Raw genomic sequence first — 25,482 nt, 5'->3', positions numbered from 1 at the left:
TTGGGAATTGCGATGACTGGCAACAGGGTCGCCGGGGAATTGCTTCAGAGCGCAGTGCTCAAGCTGCCGATGGTGCAGGCATGAACGCCGCCACGGACCGCGTGCCGCTGCGCATCGATTTCGTCTCCGACATCGTCTGCCCCTGGTGCGCCATCGGCCTGGCCGCACTGGAACAGGCACTCGCGCGCCTGCCGGACAACGTGGATGTCGAATTCCACGGGCGCCCCTTCGAACTCAACCCGCAGATGGCGCCGGAAGGTGAGGACATCGCCGAACACCTGACCCGCAAGTACGGCATGTCGCCCGAGCAACTGACCGCCGCCCGCGCCAACATCCAGAGCCGCGGTACCGAGGTCGGCTTCACCTTCGGCGACCGCCTGCGCACCTGGAATACTTTCGATGCGCATCGCCTGCTGCATTGGGCCGGTATCGCCGGCCGACAGCTCGACCTCAAGCGGGCGCTGCTGCAGGCGTATCACGGCGATGGCGAGAACGTCAGCGACCACGCGACGCTGGTGCGCATCGCAGCTGGCGTGGGAATGGATGTCGAGCGCGCTGCTGCGCTTCTCGCATCCGGCGAGTACGCCGATGAGGTGCGCGCCGAGGAACAATTCTTCATTCGCAGCGGCATCAACAGCGTGCCGGCCATCATCATCGACCAGCAGCACCTGATCTCGGGTGGGCAGCCGGTGGAAGTGTTTGAGCGGGCGTTGGGGGAGATCGTGGCGGGGAAGGTGGGTGGGGCAGGGGCTGAATGAACGGATGGCCAGATAGCCGTCCAGGTGGAGGTTTGGCCGTCTGCCGGCCCGGCGGCCAGATCCGCGCTGCGGATCACTCGATAAGCACGGTCTCGCTGGCGATTGTGGACTCTGCCACGCGTGTCCTGCGGCATGTTGCCTGCCTGAAGCGGACTGGCGGCCCCGCGCGTACATGAGACGCGTTCTGGTTCCGTCGGAACGCCGCCCTAACAGAACGTCTAAGCGCATTTCCGCTGAGATGCACCGGACGCTGAGAGGTGGCTCTCACACTTGGCAAGGAACGAATGTTCTCTGCGCGGGTTTTGCGGCGTTGACAGCCATCGGGTGGTCAAAGATGATCCGTGAATATCGCGTTTTTCACCGCTACTTGGTGTTACGGCTCGCACGGAGAAAACATGCCATCCCCAGTTACTGAGATGCTCCAGGATGTTCCCCACACAACAAAGCGAGGCCTTGCTTTTGATTTGTCCTTGAGCAAGAAAAATTTGACAGCCGAGCATAACTATTGGCTGTATTTCATCGTTGCCCACAAAGCAGACCTCGGCAACCAGTCATTCACACTTCTAGCCACAAAGCAGACCTTTCCTGATGAGCGCTTAGCGGACCTTTTGGCTTCAACTATCGTAATAGACGAGGCAAAAGGTCGCTTGGAAGAGGCGGATGAGACTGGTCGGCCTCTCAGAGTTCCATTTCTCACTGAAGGCTGGATGCTGCTGTGACAGCGAACTCTAACAGTTCATTGAGCTGAGCCCGCTTTGTAGGTCGGTCTAATTCCGTATTAGGTGACTGGTAAAGGTCAAAGACGCTGCGATGAGAAAAGCACTCCTGCTCAAACTGGCCTTGCCTTTGCTGGCGCTTGCGATTGCAAGCTTATGGCTCAACTCTGCAGTACCAACCGATGGATTCCTACTCAACCTAGCCACAGAGCTAATAGGAATCGTGGTTACGGTCGCTTATGTCGATTGGGTGCTCAAGGCGCACGAGAAGAAGTCTTGGAAGGGAACGTCAGATCGAATTGCGGATAGGCTCCGAACTCTATCCAACGCGACTGTTAGCGGTCTGCGTAGTTCACTCGGCTACGGAGCGGACATCCTTAATGAAGCGGTTATCCAGTCTGGCGACGTGCGAAAGATCAATGCCGAAGTTATGCGCATTGGAGTACACGTTCTTCAGCCGAACCTTCGTTCTCGACTAGAGACCTTAGATGTTCAAGGGTGGAAGACGCTAGCAGCTCATTTGCAAGGAACATGGCAGGAATCTGAGCGACTACTGCAGTTCAGTCATCGACTAGAATCAACAGACATTGAGTTGCTATTTGACTTGCAGCAAGAAACTCAAAGCGCACTGGCCTTCTGGCGTACTTTCCCTGATATCGCCGGAATTCCCGATGAACAACTGCCACCGACAAAGGCGGGTACTCGCCAGCTAAAATCCGCGTGGAATGATATGACCGCTACGTCTTTGGGAAAGGTCATCAATACGGCAAAGTCAATTTCAGACCGCTCCAATGAGCAAGCCACCACCTAAAAAATCATTCAAGTTGGCGCTGCTTCGCGGCGCGGCTTAATTCTGGTGTTAGACGACATGAATTCAGAAGACTGGCACGTCTTAGCGAAAGCCGTTAATCGCGACATTGAGATGCTCACAAAAGCCTCGGAGACACAAGGTGGCATCCGTGACCTCCTCAACCGTCGACGTGATGCTCTTACTGAAGAACAGATCATAGACATGGATTCCTTCGGGACCCAGCCAGGCAGGCACCGCACAGTCACTGTGGGCCAGTCCAAGCTCAAGGTATGGAAAGTTCATCGCCTAGGGCTCGACCTTAGCGACGTGAAAGGAGCGGATCTCTACTATGAACTCGGGAATAGGAAGTTCGTTCTTGTGCAGTACAAGAAGCCGAACTCTTCAGATCGTGTCGTTCTAGACGATCAGCAACTGCGCGAACTGCAGAATGCTTGCCCGGTTAACTGTCGTCCCACCAATCGATTCTGCTGCGGGTCTTGGTACGCGCTACATCGGAAGCCAGATGCCATGTATTTCACGGCCTGCGAAGCCCGTGAGCTATTCGGCGCTTACGAGAGCAGGAAAGCCGGGTACTTCGTCAATGGACTGACACAGACGCAGTTTCTTGAGGAATTTGGGTCATGCAGAATCGGCGCACGAACAAAGCCTGTAAGGGCTAGCGCCTATCAATCCGTAGCGGTCGACAATGATCGGGTCTTTGTTCGTGTGCAGAATCAAAGCCCCCCGCATGTGGTCTAATGGCTCATTGAAGCCGATGCCGTTAGCGGCTCGTTTATCTCAAGTGTTAGAGGTGATTTGTGGGATCAAAGCTAGAGCGTTGGCGGCAGATAACGGTGCAAGGTTCACTTACTTTTCTTTCATAACCGGGTAGCAGTTGGGCCACCCGATGACTAACGGTGCCAGGTTCTAAGGTTTCCCCACGTTTTCATCGCGTCAGCGCCATCTGATCGAGGACAGCTGGCGGCAGTGATCGTATGCGGTCCAGCCATCTGGATACGGGTTCAAGCGGCCATCGTCTGACCAGCGCTTCGCGTCCGATGCGCATGGTCGAGTAGAGTTTGCGCGTGCTGCGGCGGGGCGAGAGCCAGTGCGCGACGCCGGTCGCCTCACAGCCCAGGCCTGCCAGCCAGCTGACGAAGCTCGCGAGCGTGCTCACCAGAAGAAGCACCTGCAGCCGAGAACCTTGCCGGGTGAGGCTGTCTTCCATGCCCTGGCCGTAACGATGGGATTTGAGATCGCGGAAGCCGAGCTCGATCTGCATGCGTCGCGCGTAAAGATTCACCAGCTGTCGTGCGCTGGGCGCTTCGAGTTCCGGTGAGGCCACGATCAGCCACGGCTCGCGTTCGCTGGCGGACGCCTTTTTGCTCGCGGTCGAGCGCGATGTCCTGCTTGGCATTCGCCGATTCGGGCTGCGCCGCCCCTGGCGCGCCTTCGCGTAAACCACCAGTCGGCATTCGATCGGATCACTCCGATTGCTCAGCATCAGCGGCAGTTCGTAAGGCGTCGTCGACGCCAGCGCATGCAGCTGACGGCTGTCCACCCACTGGTCGATGCGATCTGGCACGTCTTTCGGCTTGACCTGCGTGCGCCCACGCAGGCAAGCAACTAAAGGGGACGGAGGTAATTAATCAGCAACTAAAGGGGGCGGAGGTAATTAATCCGTCTCCAGACATCAGTGTCGGTTTCAGCTGATATCCCGAACGGGAGCTAACGGCGCCACGTTCACTTGCCGGGTTTCATTCTTGTGGGCGGACGCGGAGATATGAGGCTTGGCTTTGCAGTGCGATTGGCCGCATGGCCTGGTGTTGTAGCTTGAATAGCTCGTGCGGCAGGGCATCTCGCTGATCCAGATTTTTACTGCTCAGGCAGATCGTTTGGTATCCACCGGATGCAGCGTCGAATCGCAATGCCAGCAATGCTTCAATCCGGCGCCGAGGGGTGACGGACCCAACCAGGTCACCGACATGTCTAATCGCGTCTATCTCCACTGCACCCGTTTTCAGGCCCTGCCTAACTCGGACGAGTGGGATGCGTTCTTCGCGCAGTCCGGTGTCGAGTACGAAGCCGGCGCGTGCATTCCGCTGTTCTGGTTGCTGCTTTTTTCCGCAGCCGACATCCGGATCGCCACGTTCGACGATGACGGGATTGACGGCGAGGAAGAGGCGCGCAGCTATGCGTATCTGATCTGCGACCGGGCATCTGGTGTCGCCCGGCTGCACGCTCGCGCGCCTCTGATGCGGGCATCGCTGGATGGGCCGCAGTTCTCGCTCTACGAGGCCTGGTGCACGCGGATGGCAGACGAGCCCTACGAGAATGTGTTGGTCCGGACCGAAGAGCTGGACTGCATGGGGGAGGAAGGCCAACTCGAGACGCAGCTCCGCGAGGCGCTGCAGCAGCTGGAACAGCCCGCTGCCGAGGGCGCACTGCGTATGGACGCGGCGCTGCGCAACATCACCGGACTCTGGTCCGAAGACATGCACGCCTACGACGCGTTCGAACTCGTGGGCGCCGCCAATACGAGTCCGACATGGCCCACGCCATTCGCGCCCCCGCCACTGCCTGCTGCGCCAGTCATTCCGCAGACGAAGCCCTGGTGGGCGTTCTGGCGTTGAAGGTGTCACCGGCGGAGAGGATGCACGGCGTCCGGTGCAATTGACTGATGTAAGTGCTCCAGCCCTGTCGAAGATGGAAGGTGGTGCTGCGTGTTCCGAATTCGACGGTTTTTTCACCAGCTTGTTGCTGATGCACCGCGCCTGCCCGGCGTCGGGGCTGTCCAGCCAATCACTCTGAAAGGAATCAACGTGACCGACCCTTACAACTCTGCGGGACCGTACGCGCCTCCAGCTGCACGGCCTGCCCCGACGTCCACGGCCAGCGCCAAGCCAGATCCAATCGCTGGCCTTGATGTTTCGGAATCGTGGAAACGCAAGTTCCGACTGATCGAAAAGGCTGGCGGGCCGAAGTTGCCGGGGTTCCGGGATCTACGGCCCGGCGAGCGGCTGCGCGTGAACTTTAATATTCTCGGCTTCCTCTTCGGCCCGATCTATTTCCTGATCAAAGGCTTGTGGCGACAGTCCATCGTGTACCTGATGTGCACAGTGACACTGGTTGTGTTGTTCGAAGTGGTGGGACTCGGCGAGTTCTCGCGTGCAGCGGGTTACGGCTTCGCTGCCCTGTACGCAGTGCGCGCCAACGTCAGCTACTACAAGAAAGTGGTGCTGGGCGAGACGACGTGGCTGTAGTGGGCTGGTGTGGCGTCAGCTGACGCCAACCGGGCTGTGCTGGCCACTGCAGGGAGATCGCCGCCGCAGTCGTGATGATGTAATCCACGGCATGCAGGGACGAGGCGCGCGGGGCGGCGCGCGTTGACCCATCGAGGTGCCCGATGTCCGGCGGACGCCCGATCTGGGATAGGGTTCAACGGTCATCCAGGCCGAAGCTGTTGCGCGGTGCGGCCTGGTTCCGGTGTTGCAGCACGATGCGGAGCGTCCGGTGATCGAACCTGCCTTTCTCACGACCAACGTCATCCTGGCGTACGGCGCCTACGCGCTTGGCACCGCCAGTCCTGGCCCCAGCAATCTGGCGGTGATGGCGACCGCCATGCACCAGGGACGACGTGCCGCCCTCGTCGTGGCGTTGGGGGTGGTGTGTGGCTCCGCTCTGTGGGGAGTTCTCGCAGCGTTTGGGCTCGGCGCGTTGCTGGCTGGATACTCCAAGTCGCTCGTGGTGCTGAAGGTGCTGGGCGGGCTCTATCTGCTGTGGCTGGCCTTCAAGTCTGCGCGGTCGGCGTTGCAGGTGAGTCGGCCGGCGCTGCAGATGGCGTCGACGCGCTCGACTGTGCAGGGCCTCTTCCTGCGCGGCGCCGCCATGCATCTCACCAATCCCAAGGCGATCTTCGTCTGGCTGTCGATCGTGGCGCTCGCGCTGCCTGCCGGGGCCCAGGGTAGCCAGGCGCTGGGCATCGTCGCGGGTTGCGTCCCCATCGGCGTGGCGGTGTTCTGCAGCTATGCACTCGTCTTTTCCACCGCTGCTGCGAGACGTGTCTACCAGCGCACGCACCGCTGGTTCGAAGGCACGCTGGCGGTCCTGTTCGGTTACGCCGGGCTCCGGATGCTGGCATCGCGCGCCGCGCTTTAGGTAGGGTCTGAATAACTGCCGTCATCCCCGCGCAGGCGGGGATCCAGTGACTTCAAGCCTTTGAAAACCAAAGACACTGGATTCCCGCCTGCGCGGGAATGACGGCCAGAAGCAGAAGTGTTCAGACCTTCCCTAGCGCAACGCCAGTCGGGCAGCGGCCCCGGGTTCCGGTGTTCCACAAGAATGCCGGCTGCGCTGCCGCTACGGGTGGACCTGCCACGCTGGACAGCGACGACGCATGGCCGGGCGCCACGCACGCCGTGCTGCAGGCTACGTCCACCGAGCGGTTCGAGTTCCGCTTGGCGATGCGCAGCCAGGCCTCCGAGGTCATCACGATCAAGGTCCTGCACAAGGCTGACGGACGGTATTGGCAGACGCTCTGTCTCGCCCGGATGCAACTTCGCCTGCCGCAGAGCAGTATGTGTCCCGGCGCCGTGTTCGAGTGGGGCCCGGCGACGCACCGCTTCGAGGACCGGTGGGCCCGCCGGGCTGAAGACGACACACGCGCCGACGGGGTTAGCCGAGCGCCTGCATGATCACGCTGTGCCAACCGGTCCGATAGGTCTCGTAGCCCGGTGAGGCGGCCTGCGCGATGCAATGCGGGCGGCCGAGATGCGATGTTTCGAGGGCGCCGCGCGGCAGCGCGAACAGCCTGTCGCGGCCGTCGAACTCGAGGGTGCAGCGGTCCGCATGCGTGCCCGAGTCGGCGAGAATGTGGCCGCTGCCGTCAACGATGCAGACCCGGCTGCGCTGCCACTCGGCGTCCGACAGTGGCGTGCGCTCGACGATGGTCTGGGCCAGGGCATCCCAGCGGAACACGATGCCGAGGACTCCCAGCGGGGCGCCGTCGACTCGGCCGCCATGACGCACCGTGCAGGAGTAGACGAGGGCGCGTTCGCCGCCGGCGAGCGCGCTGGCATGCACCGACTGGAAACCGTAGTCCTCGCCAGACCGGGTGCGGATCGCGCTCTTGAACCAGGCGGCCTCGGCCGCGTTCGTGCCGACCGAGGCGTATTGATGGGCCCGCCCGTTGGCGATGATGCGGCCGTCCAGCCCGGCCAGGACCAGATCGAAGTACACCGTGTACGAGTCCAGGATCTGCGCGAGGCGACGGCTTGCGTGGGCGAGCGTGTCGGTGTCCGGGCGCAATGCCGCATCGACCAGTGACGGATCGGTCGCCCACCAGCGCACGTCGCAGCTGCGTTCGTAGAGGTTGCGGTCGATCAGGTCGATGTTGCCGAGCGCGAGTTCGGTCAGTCGCGTGTGCCGCACGTCGTTCTGCAACTGCTGCAGCCGAGCCTGCAGGTCCAGGCTGGTCTGGCCAGCCATGCGGTCGATCTCCTGGGCGGTGTCGCTGACGTTGCGCGACAGGCTGTCCATTTCCTGCGCGATCACCCCGAAGCTGCGCCCGGCGGCGCCGATGCGCACGGCCTCGATCCGGGCGTTCATGGAGATGATCCGCGTCACCCGGTTGATGTCGTCGATGCGCTGCAGGGATTGGCGCAACTGGCGCAGCAGCGCATCGGAAATGCCGGCCACGGAGCGGATATGGTCGTCGACGCTGGCCTCGGCCGCCGCGGTGGCAACACGTTCGTTCATGACGCTCCAGTGGGGTGGGGCGAGCAGCAATGGACCGCGGCCTGCACGGCGGCGATGGCGGCTTTGCCGCTTCAAGCCGCTATCGGCAGCGCGGTCGTGAACTTGAGTCGCCGTCTGCGGCAGCCGCGGACACGGCGCACCCGCCTGCGGATATAGATACATGCGTGGACCACCGGCGCGCATTCGCGGGCATGCCGCGCGCGCTTCGTCGTGTAGATGGATTCTGGCCGGCCACGGCCTGTGACGAGCGTCGAGCACGGCGCATCCACTCGACGCCTTGTGTTTCCGAGCGGAACCCGCGGTGTCGTGCCCCGCCGCATGGGCGGCGTGTGAATGTCCGACGGGCCGACACGCAACAGGCGGAACCCGGGCGTATCACCTCGGGTCTTGCCTGCAGGGGAACGGTGCTGTCGGCTCGGTCAGGACAGAAGCGCGGAAATCACGGTGCCACGGTCACCCGCCGCGCGTGATCTTCTTGAACTGCGAGCACGGCAGTCGAGCGTTATCTCCATCCGGGCGTGCAAGGATCGGCGACGCTACTCGGCTGCGCGCCCAACAATCCACTCGACCATCGCATCGAATCCTTCCTGATCGAGCGCATGCCCCCGCTCGACGCGCAGCTCGGTGATGAAATCACCAGCGACCTTCGCCACGACCTGATCCGCATCCCGCGAGTATTTGTCCTCCGTCCCCGACACGACCAGCGTCGGGCGCGGGCCGATGGCCGACAGTACATCGTGCGTGTCGATCAGCTGCGCGAGGCCGGGCACCGCTTCGAACAGGGTGATGCCGGTTTCTTCGCGGCGACGGGTTTCGAAACTGCAGACCGCGCCGCTGATGCAGGCGAAGCGGCAGCGCGGATCGACGGCGGCGTGGTAGAGCGCGGTGTAACCGCCGTACGAATGCCCGGCGATGCCGACGCGCTGCTAGTCCAGTTCGGTCGCGTCGATCAGCACGCTCAGCGCACGCTGGGCGTCGTCGAGGCCTTTGCGCATCAGCGTGTCGCCGTCGAGCAGGCGGTAGCTCATGGCGCTGTAGTGCTGCAGCCAGTCGTAGTCATGCGGTTCCACGCCGTGGACCTGGCCGCGGCGATCTTCGAACGTGAGGGCGTCCGGTGCGAGCACGGCAAGTCCGCGACGCGCGAGCGCCTGGAACGGGCTGCCGACCTCGCCGGCGATTTCGCTCTTGCCGAAGTGGAACTCGCCGTTGTGCTGGTGGAAGACCACCACGCCGCCTCGGGCGGGCTGCGCCGTCGGCGTGAACAGGAAGGCGGGAATCGTGTCGCCCTCGAGCCCGCCGTACTCGATGCGCTGTCGGGTGTAGCCATGGAGCCCGGTCACCTCGCCGCGTTCGAATGCGACGGGCACAGGCGGCGCGAGACCGAGGCGATCGCGCAGCATTGAGCCGATGTCGTGGGTCATGACGTGCCGCCTGTCGTGCTGGGTGTTTCCGGATTCATGAGCTACAGGCCTGTCGTTCAAGAACGCAGCGCACGTCCGTGCCTTCAGTGATGGTCGTGCGCGCCGGCATCTGCTGCCGGTGCCTCGACGGCGACGCCGCGCGCCTGCAGCCAGCGCCGCATCTGCGCGATCTCGTCTTCCTGCGCGGCGATGACCTGCTGCGCGAGGACGCGCACCTCCGGGTCGGTGCCGTGCTCAAGCACGACGTGGGCCATGTCGATGGCGCCCTGGTGGTGCGGAATCATGCCGCGCATGAAGTCGACATCGGCGTCGCCGGTGAAACCGGCGCCCATGCCGGCATGCATGGTCTCGTTGATGCGCTGGTAGGCCAGCGTGGAGGCGGTGGCGGTGCCTCCTTCGACCGTCGTCGTGGCGGGGGATGCGTGGGCGCGCGCATCACCGGCATCGGCGGCGGACGTGGGCGGCGCGGCATCCGGTGCGCAGGCGGCGAGGGCGGCGGTCATTGCCAGCAGGGGCATCAAGCGCATGGTCACGGTCCTTGGGCGATTGCGGAGGGGCGACACCATGCACGGGGTGTCGACCCGGTGTCCAGGCACCGGCGTCGTTGCGCGTATGCCGGGCGCGGCGAGATGCCCTGCGTGTTCGTGTCGCCGGGTGCCCGTGCTTTGCGCATGCACGTCCGAAGCCGTCGCGCCGTTTCACCGCGAGGGCGCCGCCGGAAGCAGTCGATGGCATCCACGCGCGTGGATGCCGGCCGTTCGTCCGCGCGGCAGGTTCTGTGGGTTGTAGACGCCACTGTCGCGGCAATTTGGGAGAATGCGGCTCTCTCCGATTCCACCCGAGCCCCTCTTGGATGCTTCGACACCCGACGACCTCGATCGCGTGCGTGATGCCGAACGCGTCGAGATGGCCCTGGCCGCCGGCGCGATTGTCGGCACCTGGTTCTGGGACATTCCGCGGAACCGGGTGACGATCGACGACGCGTTGGCCGATGCCTTCGGTCTGGATCCGTCGGTCTCGCGCGACAATCTGCCGCTGGAACAGATTCTCGAGTACGTGCATCCCGACGACCGGCCTGGTGTGTCGGCGGCGATCGCCGATGCCATTGCGCGTGGCGGCCGCTATGCGCACGCCTACCGGACGCTGGGCACGGACCGGCAGTACCGCTGGATCGAAGCGATCGGCCGGGTCGATCTGGACGCGGACGGCAACGCGATCGGATTTCCCGGCGTGCTGATCGACATCGAGGAACGCCGGCGGATCGAAGCCGAGCGCGACCATGCGCAGACGCTGTTGCGATCGTTCATCGATGCCGCGCCGGGCGTGGTCTACGCCAAGGACCGGCAGGGCCGGATGCTGATCGGCAACCGCGGCACGACCGAACTGATCGGCCGTCCGCTGGAAGACTATGTGGGACGCACCGACGCCGAGTTCCTGGGCGACGCCGTGCAGGCGGCGGTGGTGATGGCGACTGACGAACGCATCATGGCCAGCGGCCAGTCGGAGCAGATCGAGGAAGCGATCAGTTTCCCCGATGGTCGGCGCGCGTGGTGGCTGTCGACCAAGGCACCGCTGCGGGACAGCGACGGTACGGTCATCGGGCTGGTCGGCACCTCGCTCGACATCACCGACCGCAAGGCCGCCGAGGCGCGCCACCTGGAAGTCGAGGAGCGTTACCGGCTCGCCGCCCGCGCGACCAACGATGCGATCTGGGACTGGAAGATCGGCGACGGCCAGGTGGTCTGGAACGAGGCCTTGACCACGCTGTTCGGCCACGCCGAGGTCGAGACCGACGCGCAGTGGTGGCTCGACCATATCCACCCCGACGATCGCGCGCGCATCGACAGCCGCATCCACGAGGTCATCGAAGGCGACGCGTCGGTGTGGACGGACGAGTACCGGTTCCGTCGCGACGATGGCAGCTACGCTGCCGTGTTCGATCGCGGCACTGTCCTGCGCGGCAGCGGAGGCGAACCGGTGCGCATGATCGGCGCAATGCTGGACCTGTCGGCACGCAGGACCGCCGAGGCGGCGCTGGCGCAGAGCGAGAAGCGGCTGCGGCTGGCGACCGAGGCCGGCGACCTGGGCTTCTGGGATGTCGATCTGGTGCACGACGCGCTGATCTGGCCGCGGCGCACCAAGGCGATGTTCGGCATCTCCCCCGACGCTGAGGTGACGCTTCGCGATTTCTACGACGGCCTGCACCCGCAGGATCGCGAGGCCACCACTGCCGCGCTCGAGGCAGCGGCCGATCCCGCCCGGCGCGCACTCTACGACGTGGAATACCGGACCATCGGCAAGGAAGACGGCATCGAACGCTGGGTGGCGGCCAAGGGCCGTGGTGTTTTCGAGGGCGACCGCTGCGTGCGCGTGCTCGGCGTGGCGATCGACGTGACCGCGCGCAAACGCGCCGATGCGCGCCTGCAGGAATTGAACGAACAGCTGGAGAGCCGCGTGCTGGCAGAAGTCGCCGAGCGCACGCGGGTCGAGGAAGCCCTGCGGCAGAGCCAGAAGATGGAAGCGGTGGGCCAGCTGACCGGCGGCATCGCGCACGATTTCAACAACATGCTCGCCGCCGTCGTCGGTCCGCTGGATCTGCTGTCCTCGCGTCTGAAGGACCATCCCGATCCGCGCACCCGGCGCTACATCGACATGGCGATCGACGGTGCGAACCGGGCTGCGCAGCTCACGCAGCGATTGCTCGCGTTCTCCCGCCAGCAGCCCCTGCAGCCGGTGCCGGTGGACGCGAACCGCCTGCTCGCGGGCATGCGCGATCTGCTGGTGCATTCGCTGGGCAGCAGCGTGCGCCTGGAGACCCTGCTGCAGGACGACCTCTGGTGTACCCACGTGGACGCCAACCAGCTGGAGAACGTGATCCTCAATCTGGCGGTCAACGCGCGCGATGCGATGCCCGGCGGTGGCCGGCTCACCATCGCCACGAACAATTGCCGCCTGGACGCCGACGATGCCGTGGCGCTACACGGCGTGCCGCCCGGCGAGTACGTGCTGATCAGCGTGTCCGACGACGGCAGTGGCATGCCGCCCGAGGTGATGGCCAAGGCCTTCGATCCGTTCTATACGACCAAGAAGGTCGGCAAGGGCACCGGGCTCGGGCTGTCGCAGGTGTACGGCTTCGTCCGGCAATCGGCGGGCCATGTGCGCATGTTGTCGGAGGTGGCGCGGGGCACGGTGGTGAAGCTGTATCTGCCGCGACTGGTCGGCGGTGTCGAACCAAAGCCGCCGGCGGACCAGGGCGTCGCGCCGCCGCATGGTCGGCAGGAGCTGGTGCTCGTGGTGGACGACGAGCCGGCGGTGCGACAGTTCTCGACCGATGCGCTGACCGAACTGGGCTATCGCGTGCTCGCGGCCGACGGCGCGGCCAGCGCGCTGCAGCTGCTCGACGCGCATCCGGACATCGTGCTGCTGTTCACCGATGTGGTGATGCCCGAGGTCAACGGGCGCCAGCTCGCGGACGCGGCGCTGAAGCGTCGTCCCGATCTCAAGGTGCTGTTCACCACCGGCAACAGCCGCAACACGCTGGTGCATGACGGCGTGCTGGATCCGGGCGTGCAATTGATCGGCAAGCCCTACACGGTGGATACGCTGGCAGCGCGCGTCAGCGCGATGCTCGCCCCGGACCGCCTACCCGACGCCTGAGCCTGGCCGGCGCCGGGAGACCGGTCGCCGGACGTCATGATGGCGAATGCCACGGGCCCCCGGCCTCGGCGAGGCCTAGATTCGAATGCGAATCGACGGGGACATCCGGATGCCACTGGGCGGAAATGGGTTCGAAAAGCGCGACGGCGCGACGCGCGTGCGCGCCTGGCGGATCGGGCTGACACTCGTGGTGCTGCTGGCCGCGCTGGCGCATCTGGCCTGGGAGCATCTGCATGGTGGCATTGTGAGCCACCATCTGCTGGCACGGCCCGATCTGCCCGCGGTCTGGAACGGCTGGGGGCTGGTGCTGCTGCCCGCGATGGCCTGGTACGTCTCCGGGCGCGTGGCACAGCGTGTGGGGCGTCGTGTCGACAGGCGCCGGGCGCTGCGGGGCGCGCTCACCGGATTCGTCATCGCTGTGGCCTGCGGCGCGGCGCTGTCGCTCGCGTTCGTCAGCGGCCGGGAGGATGTCGCCAGCGCGGTGCTGCTGTCGGCGCTGGGGCTGGGCCTGGTCCTGCCCGCCTACCGCGCCGAGTGCCTGCTGGGCTTTGTACTGGCGATGACCGTGGTGTTCGGCGCAGTGCTGCCGCTGCTGGTCGGCGGGATCGTGGCGATGCTGTCGGCGTTCGCCCACTTGGGCGTCTATGCGCTTGCACGCCGCATCTGGCGCCGGTCCCGCGGACCCGCCGCGGCCTGACCGTGCGGGTTGTGCAGCGCGGTTCGCGTCGCCATCTTGTGGGACCCGCGCCACTGCCGGAATTCCCATGAGCCGTTTCGATCTCACACCGCCTTCGGCCGAGCAGCGCACCGCGCTGGAAGCCGATCTGTCCGCCGACGAGCGCCGGGTGCTGCTGCAGCACGGCACCGAGGCGCCGTTCTGCGGCGTGTTCCTCGACAACAAGCGCGAGGGCACGTACTGCTGCCGCCTGTGTGGGCTGCCGCTGTTCCAGTCGAGTGCGAAGTTCGATTCGGGGACCGGTTGGCCGAGTTTCTTCGCGCCGTACGACGAGGCGCATATCGAACGCATCCGCGATACCAGCCACGGCATGATCCGCGTGGAAGAAGTCTGCGCGCGCTGCGGCAGTCATCTGGGCCACATCTTCCCCGACGGCCCGGCGCCGACGTTCGAGCGCCATTGCCTCAATTCGGTGTCGCTGTCGTTCGTCGACGCCGACGAGGATCTGCCTGATCCGCTGCAGCGCGGCGGCGCGGAAGCGGGTCCGGCATAAGCGCAGTGCCCGCCTGATCCGGTCGCGCGTGGGTCAGGCGGCGGGGCGGGAATGCGGCCGTCGGTGACAATCCCCGCTCATCACGGAATGGGGAGACTGCGTGATCGTTCCCGAATACTGGGCGGAGGCCCGGCGACAGACCCGGCATGGCGGGCGCAGCGTGACGGTGCGCCGGTTCGGCTGGTCCGACGACAGCGAGGACGCGGCGCAGGCGCACGCGGAACTGCGCGTGCAGGGGGCGTTCGACGCGGTGCTGGCCGGCGAGGCACTGCCGCGCCGCGAGCCGCTGACCAACTACGGCGTGATGGGCGTGCCGATCCGCGAGGAAATCGTCGAGCGCGCGGGCGATCTGGTGATCACGCGCAACAGCTACGGCGCCTTGTGCCTCAACACGCCGGACGTGCTGTTCGCCGACATGGATTTCGAGGCGCGCCCGTCGGGTTGCGTGATGCCGCTGGCGACCGGCGTGCTGGTGGGCGGCGCGGCGTTCGCGGCGGCGGTGCTGGCCATGGACTGGCGTCTGGCGGCGGCGGTCGCCATTGCGGTGCTGGTGGTGGCCAACCTGGCGATGCTCGGCTGGCGTCGGCACCGTTTCGACCGCGACGGTGGCGCCGAGGCGCGGGCGCTGGCCCGGGTCGCCGCGTTCTCCGAGGCCAATCCGGACTGGCACCTGCGCACCTACCGCACCGCGGCCGGGCTGCGCGTGCTCGTGATGCACCGGACGTTCGATCCGCTGGAGCCCGATGTGGACCGGCTGTTCCAGGCGCTGCAGGCGGACAGCCTCTACGCCACGATGTGCCGGCTGCAGCACTGCTTCCGCGCCCGGCTCACGCCCAAGCCCTGGCGCCTCGACATGCACCGCCGCATCAAGCCGCGCAGCGCGGCATGGTCGCGCAGCCAGGCGCGGCTGCCGGAGCGGCTGGACTGGATCGCGGACTACGAGGCGAAGTCGAAAGAATTTGCAGCCTGCCGCTACCTGCGCGCGTTCGGCACGGGCGTCATCGATCCGAAGGCCGGGCAGGTGATGGCAATGCATGACGCAGTCGCGCGCGCGGCGCAGGCACTGCCACTGGCCTGAGCGCGCGCGGTCAGTCGCCCTCCAGCCCCTCGATTTCCGCCGGACGCCTCTGGCTGCGGCGGATGCCGTCGACGCCATCCGCGTCGACGTTCTGTCACCACCACGAGACACGCCGGCGCCCCTGAAGGCGCCGGCGTGCGGGTATCAAAAGTACCGTCTGACGTCAGGGCGTCAGCACGATCTTGCGGCAGGCGTCTTCCTTGCCGTCGAAGATCTCGTAGCCCTTGGCTGCATCCGCCAGCGCCATGCGGTGCGAGATGATCACGTCCGGCTGCAGGCGACCTTCGCCGATGTGCTCCAGCAGTTCCGGCATGTACTTCTGCACATTGGTCTGGCCCATTTCAAACCGCAGGCCCTTGTCGAAGGCGTCGCCGAACATGAAGGCGTGGATGAAGCCGGCATACACGCCGGGCACGCTGACGGTGCCGGCGCGGCGGGTCGCGGCGATGCACTGGCGCAGCGCCGCGCCGCTGCTGGTCTCGAGCTTGAGCTGGGTGGCGATGGTATCGGCCTTGCTGCCCTTGGCCTCGAAGCCGACGGCATCGATCGTCGCATCCACGCCGCGGCCGTTGGTCTGCGAAATGATCTCTTCCGCCGGGTCGTCGGTGTCCTCGAAGTTGATCGGGATCACGCCGTAGGTCGCGACCGCGAAGTCGAGACGGTACTGGTAGCGGTCGATCATGAAGATGCGCTCGGCGCCGAGCATCTTTGCGCACGCGGCGGCCATCAGGCCGACCGGGCCGGCGCCGAAGATCGCGACCGTCGAACCCTTGGTCACGCGCGCATTGAGCACCGCCTGGTAGCCGGTCGGCAGGATGTCGGACAGGAACAGCACCTGTTCGTCGGGCAACGCATCCGGCACGACGATCGGGCCGACATTGCCCTTGGGCACGCGCACGTACTCGGCCTGACCGCCCGGCACGCCGCCGTAGAGATGGCTGAACCCGAACAGCGCCGCCGGCGGGCGCATGCCCTTGGCGTTGAGTGAGCCGCCGGGGCCATCGTTGGTGGTTTCGCAGGCGGAGAACTCCGCCAGGCGGCAGTGAAAGCAGTCGCCGCAGGCGATCACGAACGGGATCACGACGCGGTCGCCGCGCTTGACGTTCTTGACGTCGGCGCCGATGTCTTCGACGACGCCCATGAACTCGTGGCCGAGGATGTCGCCCTTGTGCAGCTCGGGAATCTTGCCGCGGAACAGGTGCAGGTCCGAGCCGCAGATCGCGGTGGCGGTGACGCGCAGCAGGACGTCGTCGGCATCCTGCAGGACCGGGTCGGGCACGGTATCGACGCGGACGTCCTTGCTGCCGTGATAGGTGAGCGCTTTCATCGTGTCGTCCTGTTGCAATGGGGTGCGCACATCTGACGCAGCTCGATGACAGGGCGACGTGACGCGGAGATCGTCGTGGCGTGATGTGCGGTTGCGGTCGTCGGCGCCGTGGGGCGGTCGAGGGCGATGCGACGCGGATGCGCTCAGCAGCGCGGCGGCGCGGGGCCCGCACATCGATTGCTGATGCGCGCCTTCGTGAATGCGGAGAACACGCGACGACAGAGGCCGATATGCGCGAATCGTCCAGGCGCCAACGCACGCCACTGACCCGTCGAGAAGACCGGTTCGCGGGAGGATCTGTCTGGGTAGCCGGAGGCACACGGGTGCGCAAGGCGGCAGCCATCTAATACCTCTTCGCTATTGACGCCGATCCTCCCCGCTCCGGTGCCTATACTCGCCACCCTTGCCCCCACGCAGGCTCCCCCCGATGACTGCTTCGAGTTCCGTCGCTTCACCCGCCGCGCCCAACGCGGCCCGGCCGGCCAGCCTGCGCCGGTCCGTGTCGAACACCCTCAAAGGTTCGGCCGGCAACCTGGTCGAGTGGTTCGACGTCTACGTCTACTCGGTGTTCGCCGTGTACTTCGAGTCGCAGTTCTTCTCGCCCGACGACAAGAATTCCACGCTGTACGTGTGGGCGATCTTCGCCGCGACGTTCCTGATGCGCCCGATCGGCGCGTGGTACTTCGGCCGCTTCGCCGACCGCTACGGCCGGCGCCTGGCGCTGACGGTCTCGGTGTCGGTGATGGCCGGCTGTTCGTTTCTCATCGCGATCAGCCCGACCGCCGAGCAGATCGGCATCTGGGCCGCGGTGCTGCTGCTGATTGCGCGTCTGATCCAGGGCTTCGCGACCGGCGGCGAATACGGCGCCAGTGCGACCTACATGTCCGAGGCCGCGATTCCCGGCCGTCGCGGCTTCCTGTCCTCGTTCCACTACGTGACCCTGGTCGGCGGCCACGTGCTGGCGCAGGCAACGCTGCTGGCGATGCTGCTGATGCTCGACACCTCGCAGATCTCCGAGTGGGGCTGGCGCGTGGCCTTCGGCATCGGCGGCCTCGCGGCGATCGTGGTGTTCTGGCTGCGTCGCACGATGGACGAGTCGCTGGAGTCGGATTCGATCAAGGCCGCCAAGACCGGCGGCGCGCAGGCGTCGGGGTCGATCCGCGAGCTGTTCGTCAACCAGTGGCGTCCGCTGCTGCTGTGCTTCCTGATCACCGCCGGCGGCACGGTCGCGTTCTACACCTACTCGGTCAACGGTCCGAAGATGATCCAGACCGCGTTCGCCGGCGACGACGTCATGGTGGGCACGCTGATCAACCTCGGTCTGCTGACCTTCCTGATGGTGCTGCAGCCGATCGGCGGCTGGCTGTCGGACAGCGTGGGCCGCAAGAGCCTGCTGGTGTTCTTCGGCATCGGCGGCGTGCTCTACACCTGGTTCCTGGTGACGGCGCTGCCGCAGCAGACCAGCGCGCTGTCGGCCTTCATCATCCTGGGTATCGGTTTCATCATCCTCACCGGCTACACGTCGATCAACGCGGTGGTGAAGGCGGAACTGTTCCCCACGCACATCCGCGCGCTGGGCGTCGGCCTCGGGTACGCGCTGGCCAATTCGGCCTTCGGCGGCACCGCGCCGCTGCTCTATCAGGCGGCGCTGAAGTCGGACCAGGTGATCACGTTCGCGGTGTACGCCACCGCCATCATCGCGGTCTCGCTGGTGGTCTACGTGTTCTTCCTGAAGAACAAGGACCAGAACTGGCTCGACGACGAAGCGCATATGCGCGAGCGGGTCGCCAAGCGCGGCTGATTGCGGCGTGACCCTTGAAGCCACTCGCGCATAAGCCGGCGCGGGTGGCTTTTTCTTTGGGCTGCGCGGAGACGGTGGCGCGTGCTCCTTGGGGAGCACGCGTGGGTTCATGCCTTCGACGGCTCGCCGTCGAACCGGTAGATGTCCATTGCCAGAAAGCCCATGTCGATGCCGGCATCGATGCGTTGCGCGCGCATCGGCGTGCCGGCGGCGCCCATCGCGACGTAGAGCGGCAGCAGATGCTCGTCGGTCGGATGCGCGCGCTCGGCGAACGGGGCCTGTTTCCGGTAGTCGAGCAAGGCCTCCACGTCCTCGGCCGCCAGTCGCTGCTCCACCCACTCGATGAAGGGCTGTACGTACGGTGCCTGACGGGCGTCGTCGTAGCTGCGCCAGTCGTGCAGGTTGTGGGTGATGCTGCCCGAGCCGATGACCAGCACGCCTTCGTCGCGCAGGGGCGCCAAAGCGTGGCCGAGCTGGAACTGGTGCGCCGGGCCGAGGCCGGGCTGGATCGACACCGGCACCACCGGAATGTCGGCGTCGGGGTACAGCAGGCGCAGCGGCACCCAGACCCCGTGATCGAGACCGCGTTGCGGATCGAGCTGCGGCGCCAGTCCGGCCGCCTGCAGCAGGCCGGCCACGCGTGCGCTCAGTGCGGTGTCGCCCGGCGCCGGGTAGCGGATGTCGAACAAGGCCTGCGGAAAGCCACCGAAGTCATGGATGGTCTCCGGCACAGCCGCGCCGCCGACCAGCGGTGCCCGTGCCAGCCAGTGCGCGGAGGCGATGACGATCGCGCGCGGACGCGGCAGCGCGCGCGCCAGGTCGGCCAGGCGCGCGCCGACCAGACCGGGCGCCAGGGCGGTCATCGGCGAGCCGTGCGAGATGTAGAGGGCGGGCATGCGGGTCATCGGAGTGCTCCTGGAGCGGCCGGCGGGGGAAGGGCGCGGCCACGATGCGGACAGGCTAGGCCTGCCGGCGGCGGCGATAAACCGTCACGCCAGCGAAGCATCGTTGCGCAACGGGCACCCCGCGCGCCGCATCCCCCGACCCGTCCACTTATCCTTGCGACGCCAGGGCATCCAATCGCGCCCCTGCGCCGTATCACCCCATGTCTCCGCCTGCACACCTCGAACACGGCGCCATGCCCAAGCTGCCCGCTACCGCCGTCACGAAGGTCACGCCCCTGCACGGGCCGCTTCGCATGTCCAAGTTTCTCGCCGATCCGGCTCCCGACGCGGCGTTCTGGTCTGAACAGATGACCCGGGTGGCTGCGGATGCGGATGTCGACTGCTTCATGCGCATCTACGACCATTTCGCACCTCGTCTCAAACGCTATCTGCTGGGGCAGGGCATTGCGCCTGCGCAGGCGGAGGATCTGGTGCAGGAGGCGATGCTGCGACTGTGGCGACGTGCGCGCTCGTTCGACGGCAGCCGCGCCAGTCTCGGTACCTGGCTGTTCCGCATCGCGCGCAACCTGCATATCGACTCCCTGCGCCGTGGGGCGTCGGCAACCGCATGGCCCGACGATGTCGAACTGCTGCAGGACGATGAGGACGGCGAGCTGGGCACGAGCGGGCCGGAAGCCTTCACCGACCACGTCGGCCTGGGCCGCGCGATCGATGCGCTGCCGGTGGCCCAGGCGCGGCTGATCCGCATGTCGTACCTGGAATCGAAGAGTCACTCGGAAATCTCGAACGAACTCGGCATGCCGCTGGGCTCGGTGAAATCGACCCTGCGCCGCGCCTTCGCCAAGTTGCGTCGCGGCCTCGGAGGCGAGGCATGAACGGGCCGGTACGCCATCTCGACCACGCGACCCTGGTCGGGTACTCGGCTGGTGCATTGCCGGTCGCGTTCGCCGCAGTCGTCGCCAGCCACCTCGAGCTGTGCGCCACCTGTCGCGCGCAGCTGCAGGCGGCTGATGCCATTGGCGCGCGGCTGATCGAGCAGCAGGAAGGCGCGCCGCTGTCGGCGACCGCGCGCGATGCGTTCCGTGCCCGGCTCGAGGGCGAACTCATTGCGCCGCCCCCCGCGGCCCCGATGCAGCGGCAGGCCGATCCCGACCTGCTGCCGACGCCGCTGCGGCCCTGGTTTGGCGAGCGCTACTCGACGCTGCGCTGGCGCGCGGTGGGGCCGGGCATCCACCTGTTGCGGGCGCAGAACGACGTGCTGGGCGCGCAGCTGATGATGCTGCGCACCGCCCCTGGCCGGCGCATGCCGCTGCACAGCCACGGCAACAACGAACTGACCTTGATCCTGCGCGGCGCCTACGACGATGTGCTCGGGCATTTCGGCCCTGGTGATGTCGCCGATCTCGACGCCGACACCGAGCATCAGCCGGTCACAAGCCAGGGCGTGCCGTGCATCTGCGTGGCCGCGTCGGACGCGCCGATGAAGTTCAGTGGCTGGATCGCGCGGGCGATGCAGGCCGTGCTGCGGCTCTGATCGTCGCGCGACCTGCGCCTCGGCTCGTGGCAGGCTGTACGGCCCGACCACATGCGAGGCACGCCGATGCAGCCCTTCCGTCCTTTCTCCGGCCTGTTGTGCGCCGCCCTGCTCGGCGGCTGCGCGGGTGGTGCGGCGATGTCGACCAGTGAGCGTCCCGCAATCGGCGGACTGACCACCTACGCGCCGGGTTTCGAGGCCGTCGTTGCGTCCGATGCCAGGATCGAGCGTCTGGCCGAAGGCTTCACCTGGGCCGAAGGGCCGGTGTGGATCGAGGACGGCGGCTATCTGCTGTTCTCCGATGTGCCGGAAAATCGCATCCATCGCTGGTCGGAGGCCGATGGACTGTCGGTGTTCCTCGAGCCGTCCGGCTACGACGGCCCACCGCTCGATGTGCTGCGCGAGGCCGGTGCGAATGGCCTGCACGCGGAGCCGTCCGGCACGGTGCTGCTGGCCGATTCCGGTAGTCGCACGCTGGCACGGCTCGACCCGCGCACGAAACAGAAGACCGTGCTCGCGCAGGCATTCGACGGCCGTCGCTTCAACAGTCCCAACGATGTCGTGCCCCGCCGCGATGGCGCGATCTTCTTCACCGATCCGCCGTACGGCCTCAAGGATCTCGATGATTCCCCGGTCAAGGAGCTGCCGTTTAACGGCGTCTACCGGCTCGACACCGACGGCCGCGTGCATCTGCTCGATGACGGCCTGACGCGCCCCAACGGTATCGCGCTGTCGCCCGACGGGCGCACGCTGTATGTCGCCAATTCGGATCCCGAACGCGCGATCTGGATGGCTTATGCACTCGACGCCGAGGGCGCGGTGAGCTCGCGTCGTGTGTTCGCCGATGCCGGCGATCTGGTCGGCGACGACGCGCCCGGCCTGCCCGACGGCATGGCCGTGGCCGCCGACGGCACGATCTTCGCCACCGGCCCCGGCGGCGTGCTGGTGTTCGCGCCGGACGGCACGCGGCTCGGCCGGATCGAAACCGGCGGCCCGATCGCCAACGTGGCCTTCGGCGACGACGGCCGCACGCTGTATCTGACGTCCAACAGCATCCTGGCGCGCGTACGTCTGCAGATCGCAGGGCCTGCGACGCCGCGGTAGTACAAGACGCGGCGCGCCCGGATTTCCTGTTTCTATGCTCACTACACTCGCCATCGCCCACTACCGTTCGCTGCACACGCTGGTGGTGCCGATGGGGCGCTTGAACCTCGTCACCGGTGCCAACGGCAGCGGCAAGTCCAGCCTCTATCGCGCGCTGCGCCTGCTGGCCGAGACCGCGCAGGGCGGCGTGGTGCCGGCACTGGCGCGCGAGGGCGGGCTGCAGTCCACGCTGTGGGCCGGGCCGGAAACCCTCAGTGCGCGCATGCGTCGCGGCGAGGTGCCGATCGAGGGCGGGCCGCGGCAGCAGCCCGTTTCGCTGAAACTCGGATTCGCCGGCGAGGAATTCGGCTACGCGATCGATTTCGGATTGCCGGTGCCGACGCAGTCGCTGTTCGCGCAGGATCCTGAGATCAAGCGTGAGGTGATCTGGGGCGGGCCGTTCCTGCGCCAGGGCAACACGCTGGTCGATCGACGCGGCGCGCTGGTGCGCGTGCGCGACGGCCGCGACTGGCGTGGGGCTGGAGAGCATCTCAATCCCTTCGAGAGCCTGTTCGCGCAGATCGCCGATCCGCGCAGCGCGCCGGAAGTGCTGCAGCTGCGCGAGACGATCCGCGGCTGGCGCTTCTACGATCATTTCCGCGCCGATGCCGATGCGCCGGCGCGGCTGCCCCAACTGGGCACACGTACCCCGGTGCTGAGTCACGACGGGCACGATCTTGCAGCAGCCTGGGCGACGATCCGCGAGATCGGCGATGTACAGGCGCTGGATGCCGCGGTCACCGATGCGTTTCCCGGTGCGCGGGTCGAGGTGCTGGTCGAAGGCGGGCGGTTTTCGCTGCAGTTCCGGCAGCACGGTCTGCTGCGGCCGCTGTCGGCCACCGAGCTGTCCGACGGCACGCTGCGCTATCTGCTGTGGATCGCCGCGCTGCACACCCCGCGCCCACCGCCGCTGATGGTGCTCAACGAGCCCGAGACCAGCCTGCACCCCGACCTGCTGCCGGCGCTGGCGCGGCTGATCGCGAATGCATCGAAGCGCACCCAGGTCTGGGTGGTTTCGCATGCGACGCGGCTGATCGCGGCGCTGAAACAGGATCCCGACTGCAATCCGGTCCAACTGGTCAAACGCGACAGCCAGACGACGATCGAGGGGCAGGGCATGTTGGACGCGCCGGCGTGGTACTGGCCGGAGCGATGAGACATCTAGGGAAGCTCTGAATAACTGCCGTCATCCCCGCGGCTTTCAACGGACGCATGTCCGGTCAGGCGGGGATCCAGTGACTTCAAGCCTTTGAAACCCAGAGACGCTTGATGCCCCGCGGGAATGACGGCCAGAAGCGGAATTGTTCAGACCTTCCCTAGCGCTGCTCACCAGATCGCCGCGCGTGCCGATGGCGTGGCGAACATTGCATTTCCTGCGCGCACGTCGACTGCGTCGTACCAAGCCTGCAGATTCCGCACGACACCGTTGACCCGGTAGGGCGCGGGCCATCGACCTGCACGCACGATCATCACCGGCCTGTGGTGTCGGGCCGGTGGTGCATGGCGTATCGGGTCGCAGCGCAGCGATCGGCTGCGCTGTGCAGTGCTCTGGATTCAGAACTGCTCGGTCAGACCGGTGCGGATCGCGGCGTCCATCAGGGCGCGTGCTTCACGCTCGGCGCGCGCGCTGGCGGTCTGCTGTCGTGTCGCCAGTGCGGTCTGCTCGCGGGCCAGCACGGCCTGCTGGGCGGCGAGGCGCTGCATCTCTTCCTGCATGCCGGCCTGCCTGGTCTGCAGTGCCGCGGTCACGTTCGCGTCCACCTGCGCCCGGACATCGACGTCGGCGAGTGCGCGTTGTGCGGCCTGCAGGGCGATCTGCGCCTGGCGTGCGCCCAGCGCGCCCTGCTGTCCGCCGAGAGCGCCCTGACGCGCGCCGAGTTCGCCCTGCGCCGCACCGAGCGCGGTGACTTCAGCGTAGGCATCGCGGATCGCCTCGATCGTGGCCCGGTCGCGGACCACATAGCGCGCGTCGCCGCGGCGCATCCACAGCACCGGTGCGTCGCCACGACGTGCAGCCTGGGCTTCGCGCAGATCGGACGTGGCGCTGACGGCGATGCTGTGGTCGTCGTCGATCAGCACGAATGCGTTCTCGACCGGCTGCGTGCCTAGGGTGAAGGTGCCCCGCAGTGCGCCGGCCGGTGGTTCGGGCGCTGCGACGGGTGCCGGCGGAACGACAGCCGCTGGAGGCGCAGGCGGTGCGGGTGGTGCAGGCGGTGCGGGCATGTCGGCCGGGTCGACGGCCACGCCATTGCGAGTGGCCGTCGTCGTCGACGTCTGCGTCGAGAGCGGTGTGGGTGTCGATGCGGGCGCTGGACGCGCGGCGGGTGCAGCGGTCTGCGGCGTCGCGGGGGGCGTCGCAGCCGTCAGGCGATAGGGCATGACGCCGACGACGCCGATCGCGACGGTCATCAGCACCGCGACGGCGCGCGGGAGGGACGATGTGGTCTGGAGCATGGTGAGTCTCCGCTTGAGCAGGGTGAAGTCGGGCGAGGCGCTGGCCAGCCCGGCGCAGGGACGTGGCGCAACGCCGAGGCGCAGCAACAGCTGCCCGTACTGGCGTGCGCAGTGACGGTTGCCTTCGAGCACGGCGGCATCGCAGGCGGCTTCGCGGCTCAGGCCGTACTCGCGCGCGGCCAGATGGACGAGGGGATGGAAGAAGAACAGGTGTTGCGCGAGCGTTGGCACGAGGCCGAGCCACAGATCCCGGCGTTGTAGATGCACCAGTTCGTGGGTCAGCGCCATGTCGAGTTCATCGGGCTGCAGCGCGTCCGCATGGTGCGCAGGCAGCAGGAGCACTGGACGCCACGGGCCGATGAGCTGCGGCGAATCGATCGCATCCGACAAGCGGAGCCGCGGCGGCGCACGCAGGCCGTGCGCCTCGGCGGCGAGGGCCAATGCATGCAGCAGGCTGCGGTCGCGGCAGGGCGCGGACATGCGCAGCAGGCGGCGCGTTGCGAGGTAGCCGCGCAGGCTGCGCGTGACCATCACGCTGAGGCCCAGCAGCCACGCGGCGGCCAGCGCCAGTGGCCACGACCACGACCACGACCATGCGGGCGATGCGGCGGACGCCGACCTCGGCGCAAACACGATGGACGCGTCCGCGGCCATGGCAGGTGCGACCTGCGCGACCTGCAGCGCGGGCTGCACGGTGTCTGCGGGCAGCAACGGCAGCGCCATGGGGCTCGACCACGCCAGACCAACCAGCAGTTGTAGCGCAACCAGCCACCACAACCAGCAACGGGTGGCCGCGGACAGGCGCGGTACGCACCGGCACAGCGCCCAGACCACGGCGACCAGAATCGTGGACTGCACGCTGGCGGCCAGCAGGCGCGGCAGCAGGAGGTCACTGATCAGTTCCAAGGCCAT

At 66.5% G+C, this 25,482-nt stretch carries 25 protein-coding genes and 1 pseudogene; 17 read left to right on the top strand and 9 right to left on the bottom strand.

The window, feature by feature from the left end; translation table 11 throughout:
* Positions 1 to 80 precede the first annotated feature (80 nt).
* The 4 genes from J2W68_RS01310 (at position 81) to J2W68_RS01295 (ending at position 3,023) form a co-directional block, all read left to right on the top strand.
* Positions 81 to 758 (top strand): DsbA family oxidoreductase, encoded by a 678-nt coding sequence (locus J2W68_RS01310; RefSeq protein WP_310231924.1) that lies wholly within the window; start codon positions 81 to 83, stop codon positions 756 to 758.
* Between the two features lie 341 nt (positions 759 to 1,099).
* Positions 1,100 to 1,477 (top strand): hypothetical protein, encoded by a 378-nt coding sequence (locus J2W68_RS01305; RefSeq protein ID WP_310231922.1) that lies wholly within the window; start codon positions 1,100 to 1,102, stop codon positions 1,475 to 1,477.
* Positions 1,478 to 1,568: 91 nt separating this feature from the next.
* Positions 1,569 to 2,285, top strand: a complete 717-nt coding sequence (locus tag J2W68_RS01300) for a hypothetical protein (RefSeq protein WP_310231920.1) — start codon at positions 1,569 to 1,571, stop codon at positions 2,283 to 2,285.
* 57 nt (positions 2,286 to 2,342) lie between these two features.
* Positions 2,343 to 3,023, top strand: a complete 681-nt coding sequence (locus J2W68_RS01295) for a hypothetical protein (protein WP_310231917.1) — start codon at positions 2,343 to 2,345, stop codon at positions 3,021 to 3,023.
* A 187-nt stretch (positions 3,024 to 3,210) separates the two neighbouring features.
* On the opposite strand, the pseudogene J2W68_RS01290 reads toward J2W68_RS01295, so the two are convergent.
* A pseudogene (locus J2W68_RS01290) lies at positions 3,211 to 3,891 on the bottom strand (IS4 family transposase); the annotation flags it as partial.
* Positions 3,892 to 4,108: 217 nt separating this feature from the next.
* On the opposite strand from J2W68_RS01290, the gene J2W68_RS01285 reads away from it, so the two are divergent.
* From J2W68_RS01285 to J2W68_RS01270, 4 genes are all read left to right on the top strand, one after another.
* A complete protein-coding gene (locus J2W68_RS01285; protein ID WP_310231915.1) occupies positions 4,109 to 4,897 on the top strand; it encodes a hypothetical protein in 789 nt (262 codons plus the stop codon).
* Between the two features lie 90 nt (positions 4,898 to 4,987).
* On the top strand, positions 4,988 to 5,527 hold the full coding sequence (locus tag J2W68_RS01280) for a DUF2628 domain-containing protein (RefSeq protein WP_310231913.1): 540 nt from the start codon (positions 4,988 to 4,990) through the stop codon (positions 5,525 to 5,527).
* Positions 5,528 to 5,750: 223 nt separating this feature from the next.
* Positions 5,751 to 6,422: a LysE family translocator gene (locus J2W68_RS01275; protein WP_310231911.1), complete on the top strand. Its 672-nt coding sequence runs from the start codon at positions 5,751 to 5,753 to the stop codon at positions 6,420 to 6,422.
* Between the two features lie 170 nt (positions 6,423 to 6,592).
* The gene (locus tag J2W68_RS01270) at positions 6,593 to 6,958 is read left to right on the top strand and encodes a hypothetical protein (protein WP_310231909.1); all 366 of its coding nucleotides are present in this window, start codon (positions 6,593 to 6,595) and stop codon (positions 6,956 to 6,958) included.
* On the opposite strand, the gene J2W68_RS01265 is transcribed toward J2W68_RS01270, so the two are convergent.
* From J2W68_RS01265 to copM, 4 genes are all read right to left on the bottom strand, one after another.
* Positions 6,939 to 8,021: a methyl-accepting chemotaxis protein gene (locus J2W68_RS01265; RefSeq protein ID WP_310231905.1), complete on the bottom strand. Its 1,083-nt coding sequence runs from the start codon at positions 8,019 to 8,021 to the stop codon at positions 6,939 to 6,941. The genes J2W68_RS01270 and J2W68_RS01265 overlap by 20 nt on opposite strands.
* A 536-nt stretch (positions 8,022 to 8,557) precedes the next feature.
* A complete protein-coding gene (locus tag J2W68_RS01260; RefSeq protein ID WP_310231903.1) occupies positions 8,558 to 8,791 on the bottom strand; it encodes a hypothetical protein in 234 nt (77 codons plus the stop codon).
* Between the two features lie 156 nt (positions 8,792 to 8,947).
* Positions 8,948 to 9,442 (bottom strand): hypothetical protein, encoded by a 495-nt coding sequence (locus J2W68_RS01255; protein WP_310231901.1) that lies wholly within the window; start codon positions 9,440 to 9,442, stop codon positions 8,948 to 8,950.
* Between the two features lie 83 nt (positions 9,443 to 9,525).
* Entirely contained in the window at positions 9,526 to 9,969 is a 444-nt protein-coding gene (gene copM / locus J2W68_RS01250) for a CopM family metallochaperone (protein ID WP_310231899.1), read from the bottom strand.
* A 322-nt stretch (positions 9,970 to 10,291) separates the two neighbouring features.
* Here copM and J2W68_RS01245 point away from each other — a divergent pair, with 322 nt between their 5' ends.
* From J2W68_RS01245 to J2W68_RS01230, 4 genes are all read left to right on the top strand, one after another.
* Positions 10,292 to 13,099: a PAS domain-containing hybrid sensor histidine kinase/response regulator gene (locus J2W68_RS01245; RefSeq protein ID WP_310231897.1), complete on the top strand. Its 2,808-nt coding sequence runs from the start codon at positions 10,292 to 10,294 to the stop codon at positions 13,097 to 13,099.
* Positions 13,100 to 13,208: 109 nt separating this feature from the next.
* Entirely contained in the window at positions 13,209 to 13,796 is a 588-nt protein-coding gene (locus J2W68_RS01240; RefSeq protein WP_310231895.1) for a hypothetical protein, read from the top strand.
* 67 nt (positions 13,797 to 13,863) lie between these two features.
* On the top strand, positions 13,864 to 14,328 hold the full coding sequence (gene msrB / locus J2W68_RS01235) for a peptide-methionine (R)-S-oxide reductase MsrB (protein ID WP_310231893.1): 465 nt from the start codon (positions 13,864 to 13,866) through the stop codon (positions 14,326 to 14,328).
* A 100-nt stretch (positions 14,329 to 14,428) separates the two neighbouring features.
* Positions 14,429 to 15,406, top strand: a complete 978-nt coding sequence (locus J2W68_RS01230) for a hypothetical protein (RefSeq protein ID WP_310231890.1) — start codon at positions 14,429 to 14,431, stop codon at positions 15,404 to 15,406.
* 163 nt (positions 15,407 to 15,569) lie between these two features.
* On the opposite strand, the gene J2W68_RS01225 is transcribed toward J2W68_RS01230, so the two are convergent.
* On the bottom strand, positions 15,570 to 16,733 hold the full coding sequence (locus J2W68_RS01225; RefSeq protein WP_310231887.1) for a zinc-dependent alcohol dehydrogenase: 1,164 nt from the start codon (positions 16,731 to 16,733) through the stop codon (positions 15,570 to 15,572).
* A 427-nt stretch (positions 16,734 to 17,160) separates the two neighbouring features.
* On the opposite strand from J2W68_RS01225, the gene J2W68_RS01220 reads away from it, so the two are divergent.
* Positions 17,161 to 18,534, top strand: coding sequence for an MFS transporter (locus tag J2W68_RS01220; protein WP_310231884.1), 1,374 nt, complete (start codon positions 17,161 to 17,163; stop codon positions 18,532 to 18,534).
* A 107-nt stretch (positions 18,535 to 18,641) separates the two neighbouring features.
* On the opposite strand, the gene J2W68_RS01215 is transcribed toward J2W68_RS01220, so the two are convergent.
* Positions 18,642 to 19,439 carry a dioxygenase family protein gene (locus J2W68_RS01215; RefSeq protein WP_310231881.1) on the bottom strand — a complete coding sequence of 266 codons (798 nt, stop codon included), beginning with the start codon at positions 19,437 to 19,439 and terminating at the stop codon, positions 18,642 to 18,644.
* Positions 19,440 to 19,732: 293 nt separating this feature from the next.
* Between J2W68_RS01215 and J2W68_RS01210 the strand changes: the two genes are divergently transcribed.
* From J2W68_RS01210 to J2W68_RS01195, 4 genes are all read left to right on the top strand, one after another.
* The gene (locus J2W68_RS01210) at positions 19,733 to 20,314 is read left to right on the top strand and encodes a sigma-70 family RNA polymerase sigma factor (protein WP_310231879.1); all 582 of its coding nucleotides are present in this window, start codon (positions 19,733 to 19,735) and stop codon (positions 20,312 to 20,314) included.
* A complete protein-coding gene (locus J2W68_RS01205) occupies positions 20,311 to 20,973 on the top strand; it encodes a ChrR family anti-sigma-E factor (protein WP_310231876.1) in 663 nt (220 codons plus the stop codon). Before J2W68_RS01210 ends, J2W68_RS01205 begins: the two co-directional genes overlap by 4 nt.
* Positions 20,974 to 21,039: 66 nt before the next feature.
* Positions 21,040 to 22,077, top strand: coding sequence for an SMP-30/gluconolactonase/LRE family protein (locus J2W68_RS01200; RefSeq protein WP_310231874.1), 1,038 nt, complete (start codon positions 21,040 to 21,042; stop codon positions 22,075 to 22,077).
* 34 nt (positions 22,078 to 22,111) lie between these two features.
* A complete protein-coding gene (locus J2W68_RS01195; RefSeq protein ID WP_310231872.1) occupies positions 22,112 to 23,272 on the top strand; it encodes an AAA family ATPase in 1,161 nt (386 codons plus the stop codon).
* Positions 23,273 to 23,442: 170 nt separating this feature from the next.
* On the opposite strand, the gene J2W68_RS01190 is transcribed toward J2W68_RS01195, so the two are convergent.
* Complete coding sequence (locus J2W68_RS01190) at positions 23,443 to 23,586, bottom strand: hypothetical protein (RefSeq protein ID WP_310231869.1); 144 nt, start codon at positions 23,584 to 23,586, stop codon at positions 23,443 to 23,445.
* Between the two features lie 84 nt (positions 23,587 to 23,670).
* Positions 23,671 to 25,482, bottom strand: a complete 1,812-nt coding sequence (locus J2W68_RS01185; protein WP_310231866.1) for a M56 family metallopeptidase — start codon at positions 25,480 to 25,482, stop codon at positions 23,671 to 23,673.

The sequence above is a fragment of the Luteimonas terrae genome (assembly GCF_031457535.1).
Lineage (GTDB): Bacteria > Pseudomonadota > Gammaproteobacteria > Xanthomonadales > Xanthomonadaceae > Luteimonas > Luteimonas terrae_A.
This window is presented reverse-complemented; position numbering and strand designations above follow the sequence as displayed.

Coding starts and splice junctions, on each gene's coding strand:
- J2W68_RS01190 (WP_310231869.1), bottom strand. CDS start 23,586: ATGATCGTGCGTGCAGGTCGATGGCCCGCGCCCTACCGGGTCAACGGT.
- J2W68_RS01295 (WP_310231917.1), top strand. CDS start 2,343: ATGAATTCAGAAGACTGGCACGTCTTAGCGAAAGCCGTTAATCGCGAC.
- J2W68_RS01200 (WP_310231874.1), top strand. CDS start 21,040: ATGCAGCCCTTCCGTCCTTTCTCCGGCCTGTTGTGCGCCGCCCTGCTC.
- J2W68_RS01300 (WP_310231920.1), top strand. CDS start 1,569: ATGAGAAAAGCACTCCTGCTCAAACTGGCCTTGCCTTTGCTGGCGCTT.
- J2W68_RS01220 (WP_310231884.1), top strand. CDS start 17,161: ATGACTGCTTCGAGTTCCGTCGCTTCACCCGCCGCGCCCAACGCGGCC.
- copM (WP_310231899.1), bottom strand. CDS start 9,969: ATGCGCTTGATGCCCCTGCTGGCAATGACCGCCGCCCTCGCCGCCTGC.
- J2W68_RS01215 (WP_310231881.1), bottom strand. CDS start 19,439: ATGACCCGCATGCCCGCCCTCTACATCTCGCACGGCTCGCCGATGACC.
- J2W68_RS01255 (WP_310231901.1), bottom strand. CDS start 9,442: ATGACCCACGACATCGGCTCAATGCTGCGCGATCGCCTCGGTCTCGCG.
- J2W68_RS01240 (WP_310231895.1), top strand. CDS start 13,209: ATGCCACTGGGCGGAAATGGGTTCGAAAAGCGCGACGGCGCGACGCGC.
- J2W68_RS01205 (WP_310231876.1), top strand. CDS start 20,311: ATGAACGGGCCGGTACGCCATCTCGACCACGCGACCCTGGTCGGGTAC.
- msrB (WP_310231893.1), top strand. CDS start 13,864: ATGAGCCGTTTCGATCTCACACCGCCTTCGGCCGAGCAGCGCACCGCG.
- J2W68_RS01225 (WP_310231887.1), bottom strand. CDS start 16,733: ATGAAAGCGCTCACCTATCACGGCAGCAAGGACGTCCGCGTCGATACC.
- J2W68_RS01195 (WP_310231872.1), top strand. CDS start 22,112: ATGCTCACTACACTCGCCATCGCCCACTACCGTTCGCTGCACACGCTG.
- J2W68_RS01210 (WP_310231879.1), top strand. CDS start 19,733: ATGTCCAAGTTTCTCGCCGATCCGGCTCCCGACGCGGCGTTCTGGTCT.
- J2W68_RS01185 (WP_310231866.1), bottom strand. CDS start 25,482: ATGGCCTTGGAACTGATCAGTGACCTCCTGCTGCCGCGCCTGCTGGCC.
- J2W68_RS01310 (WP_310231924.1), top strand. CDS start 81: ATGAACGCCGCCACGGACCGCGTGCCGCTGCGCATCGATTTCGTCTCC.
- J2W68_RS01265 (WP_310231905.1), bottom strand. CDS start 8,021: ATGAACGAACGTGTTGCCACCGCGGCGGCCGAGGCCAGCGTCGACGAC.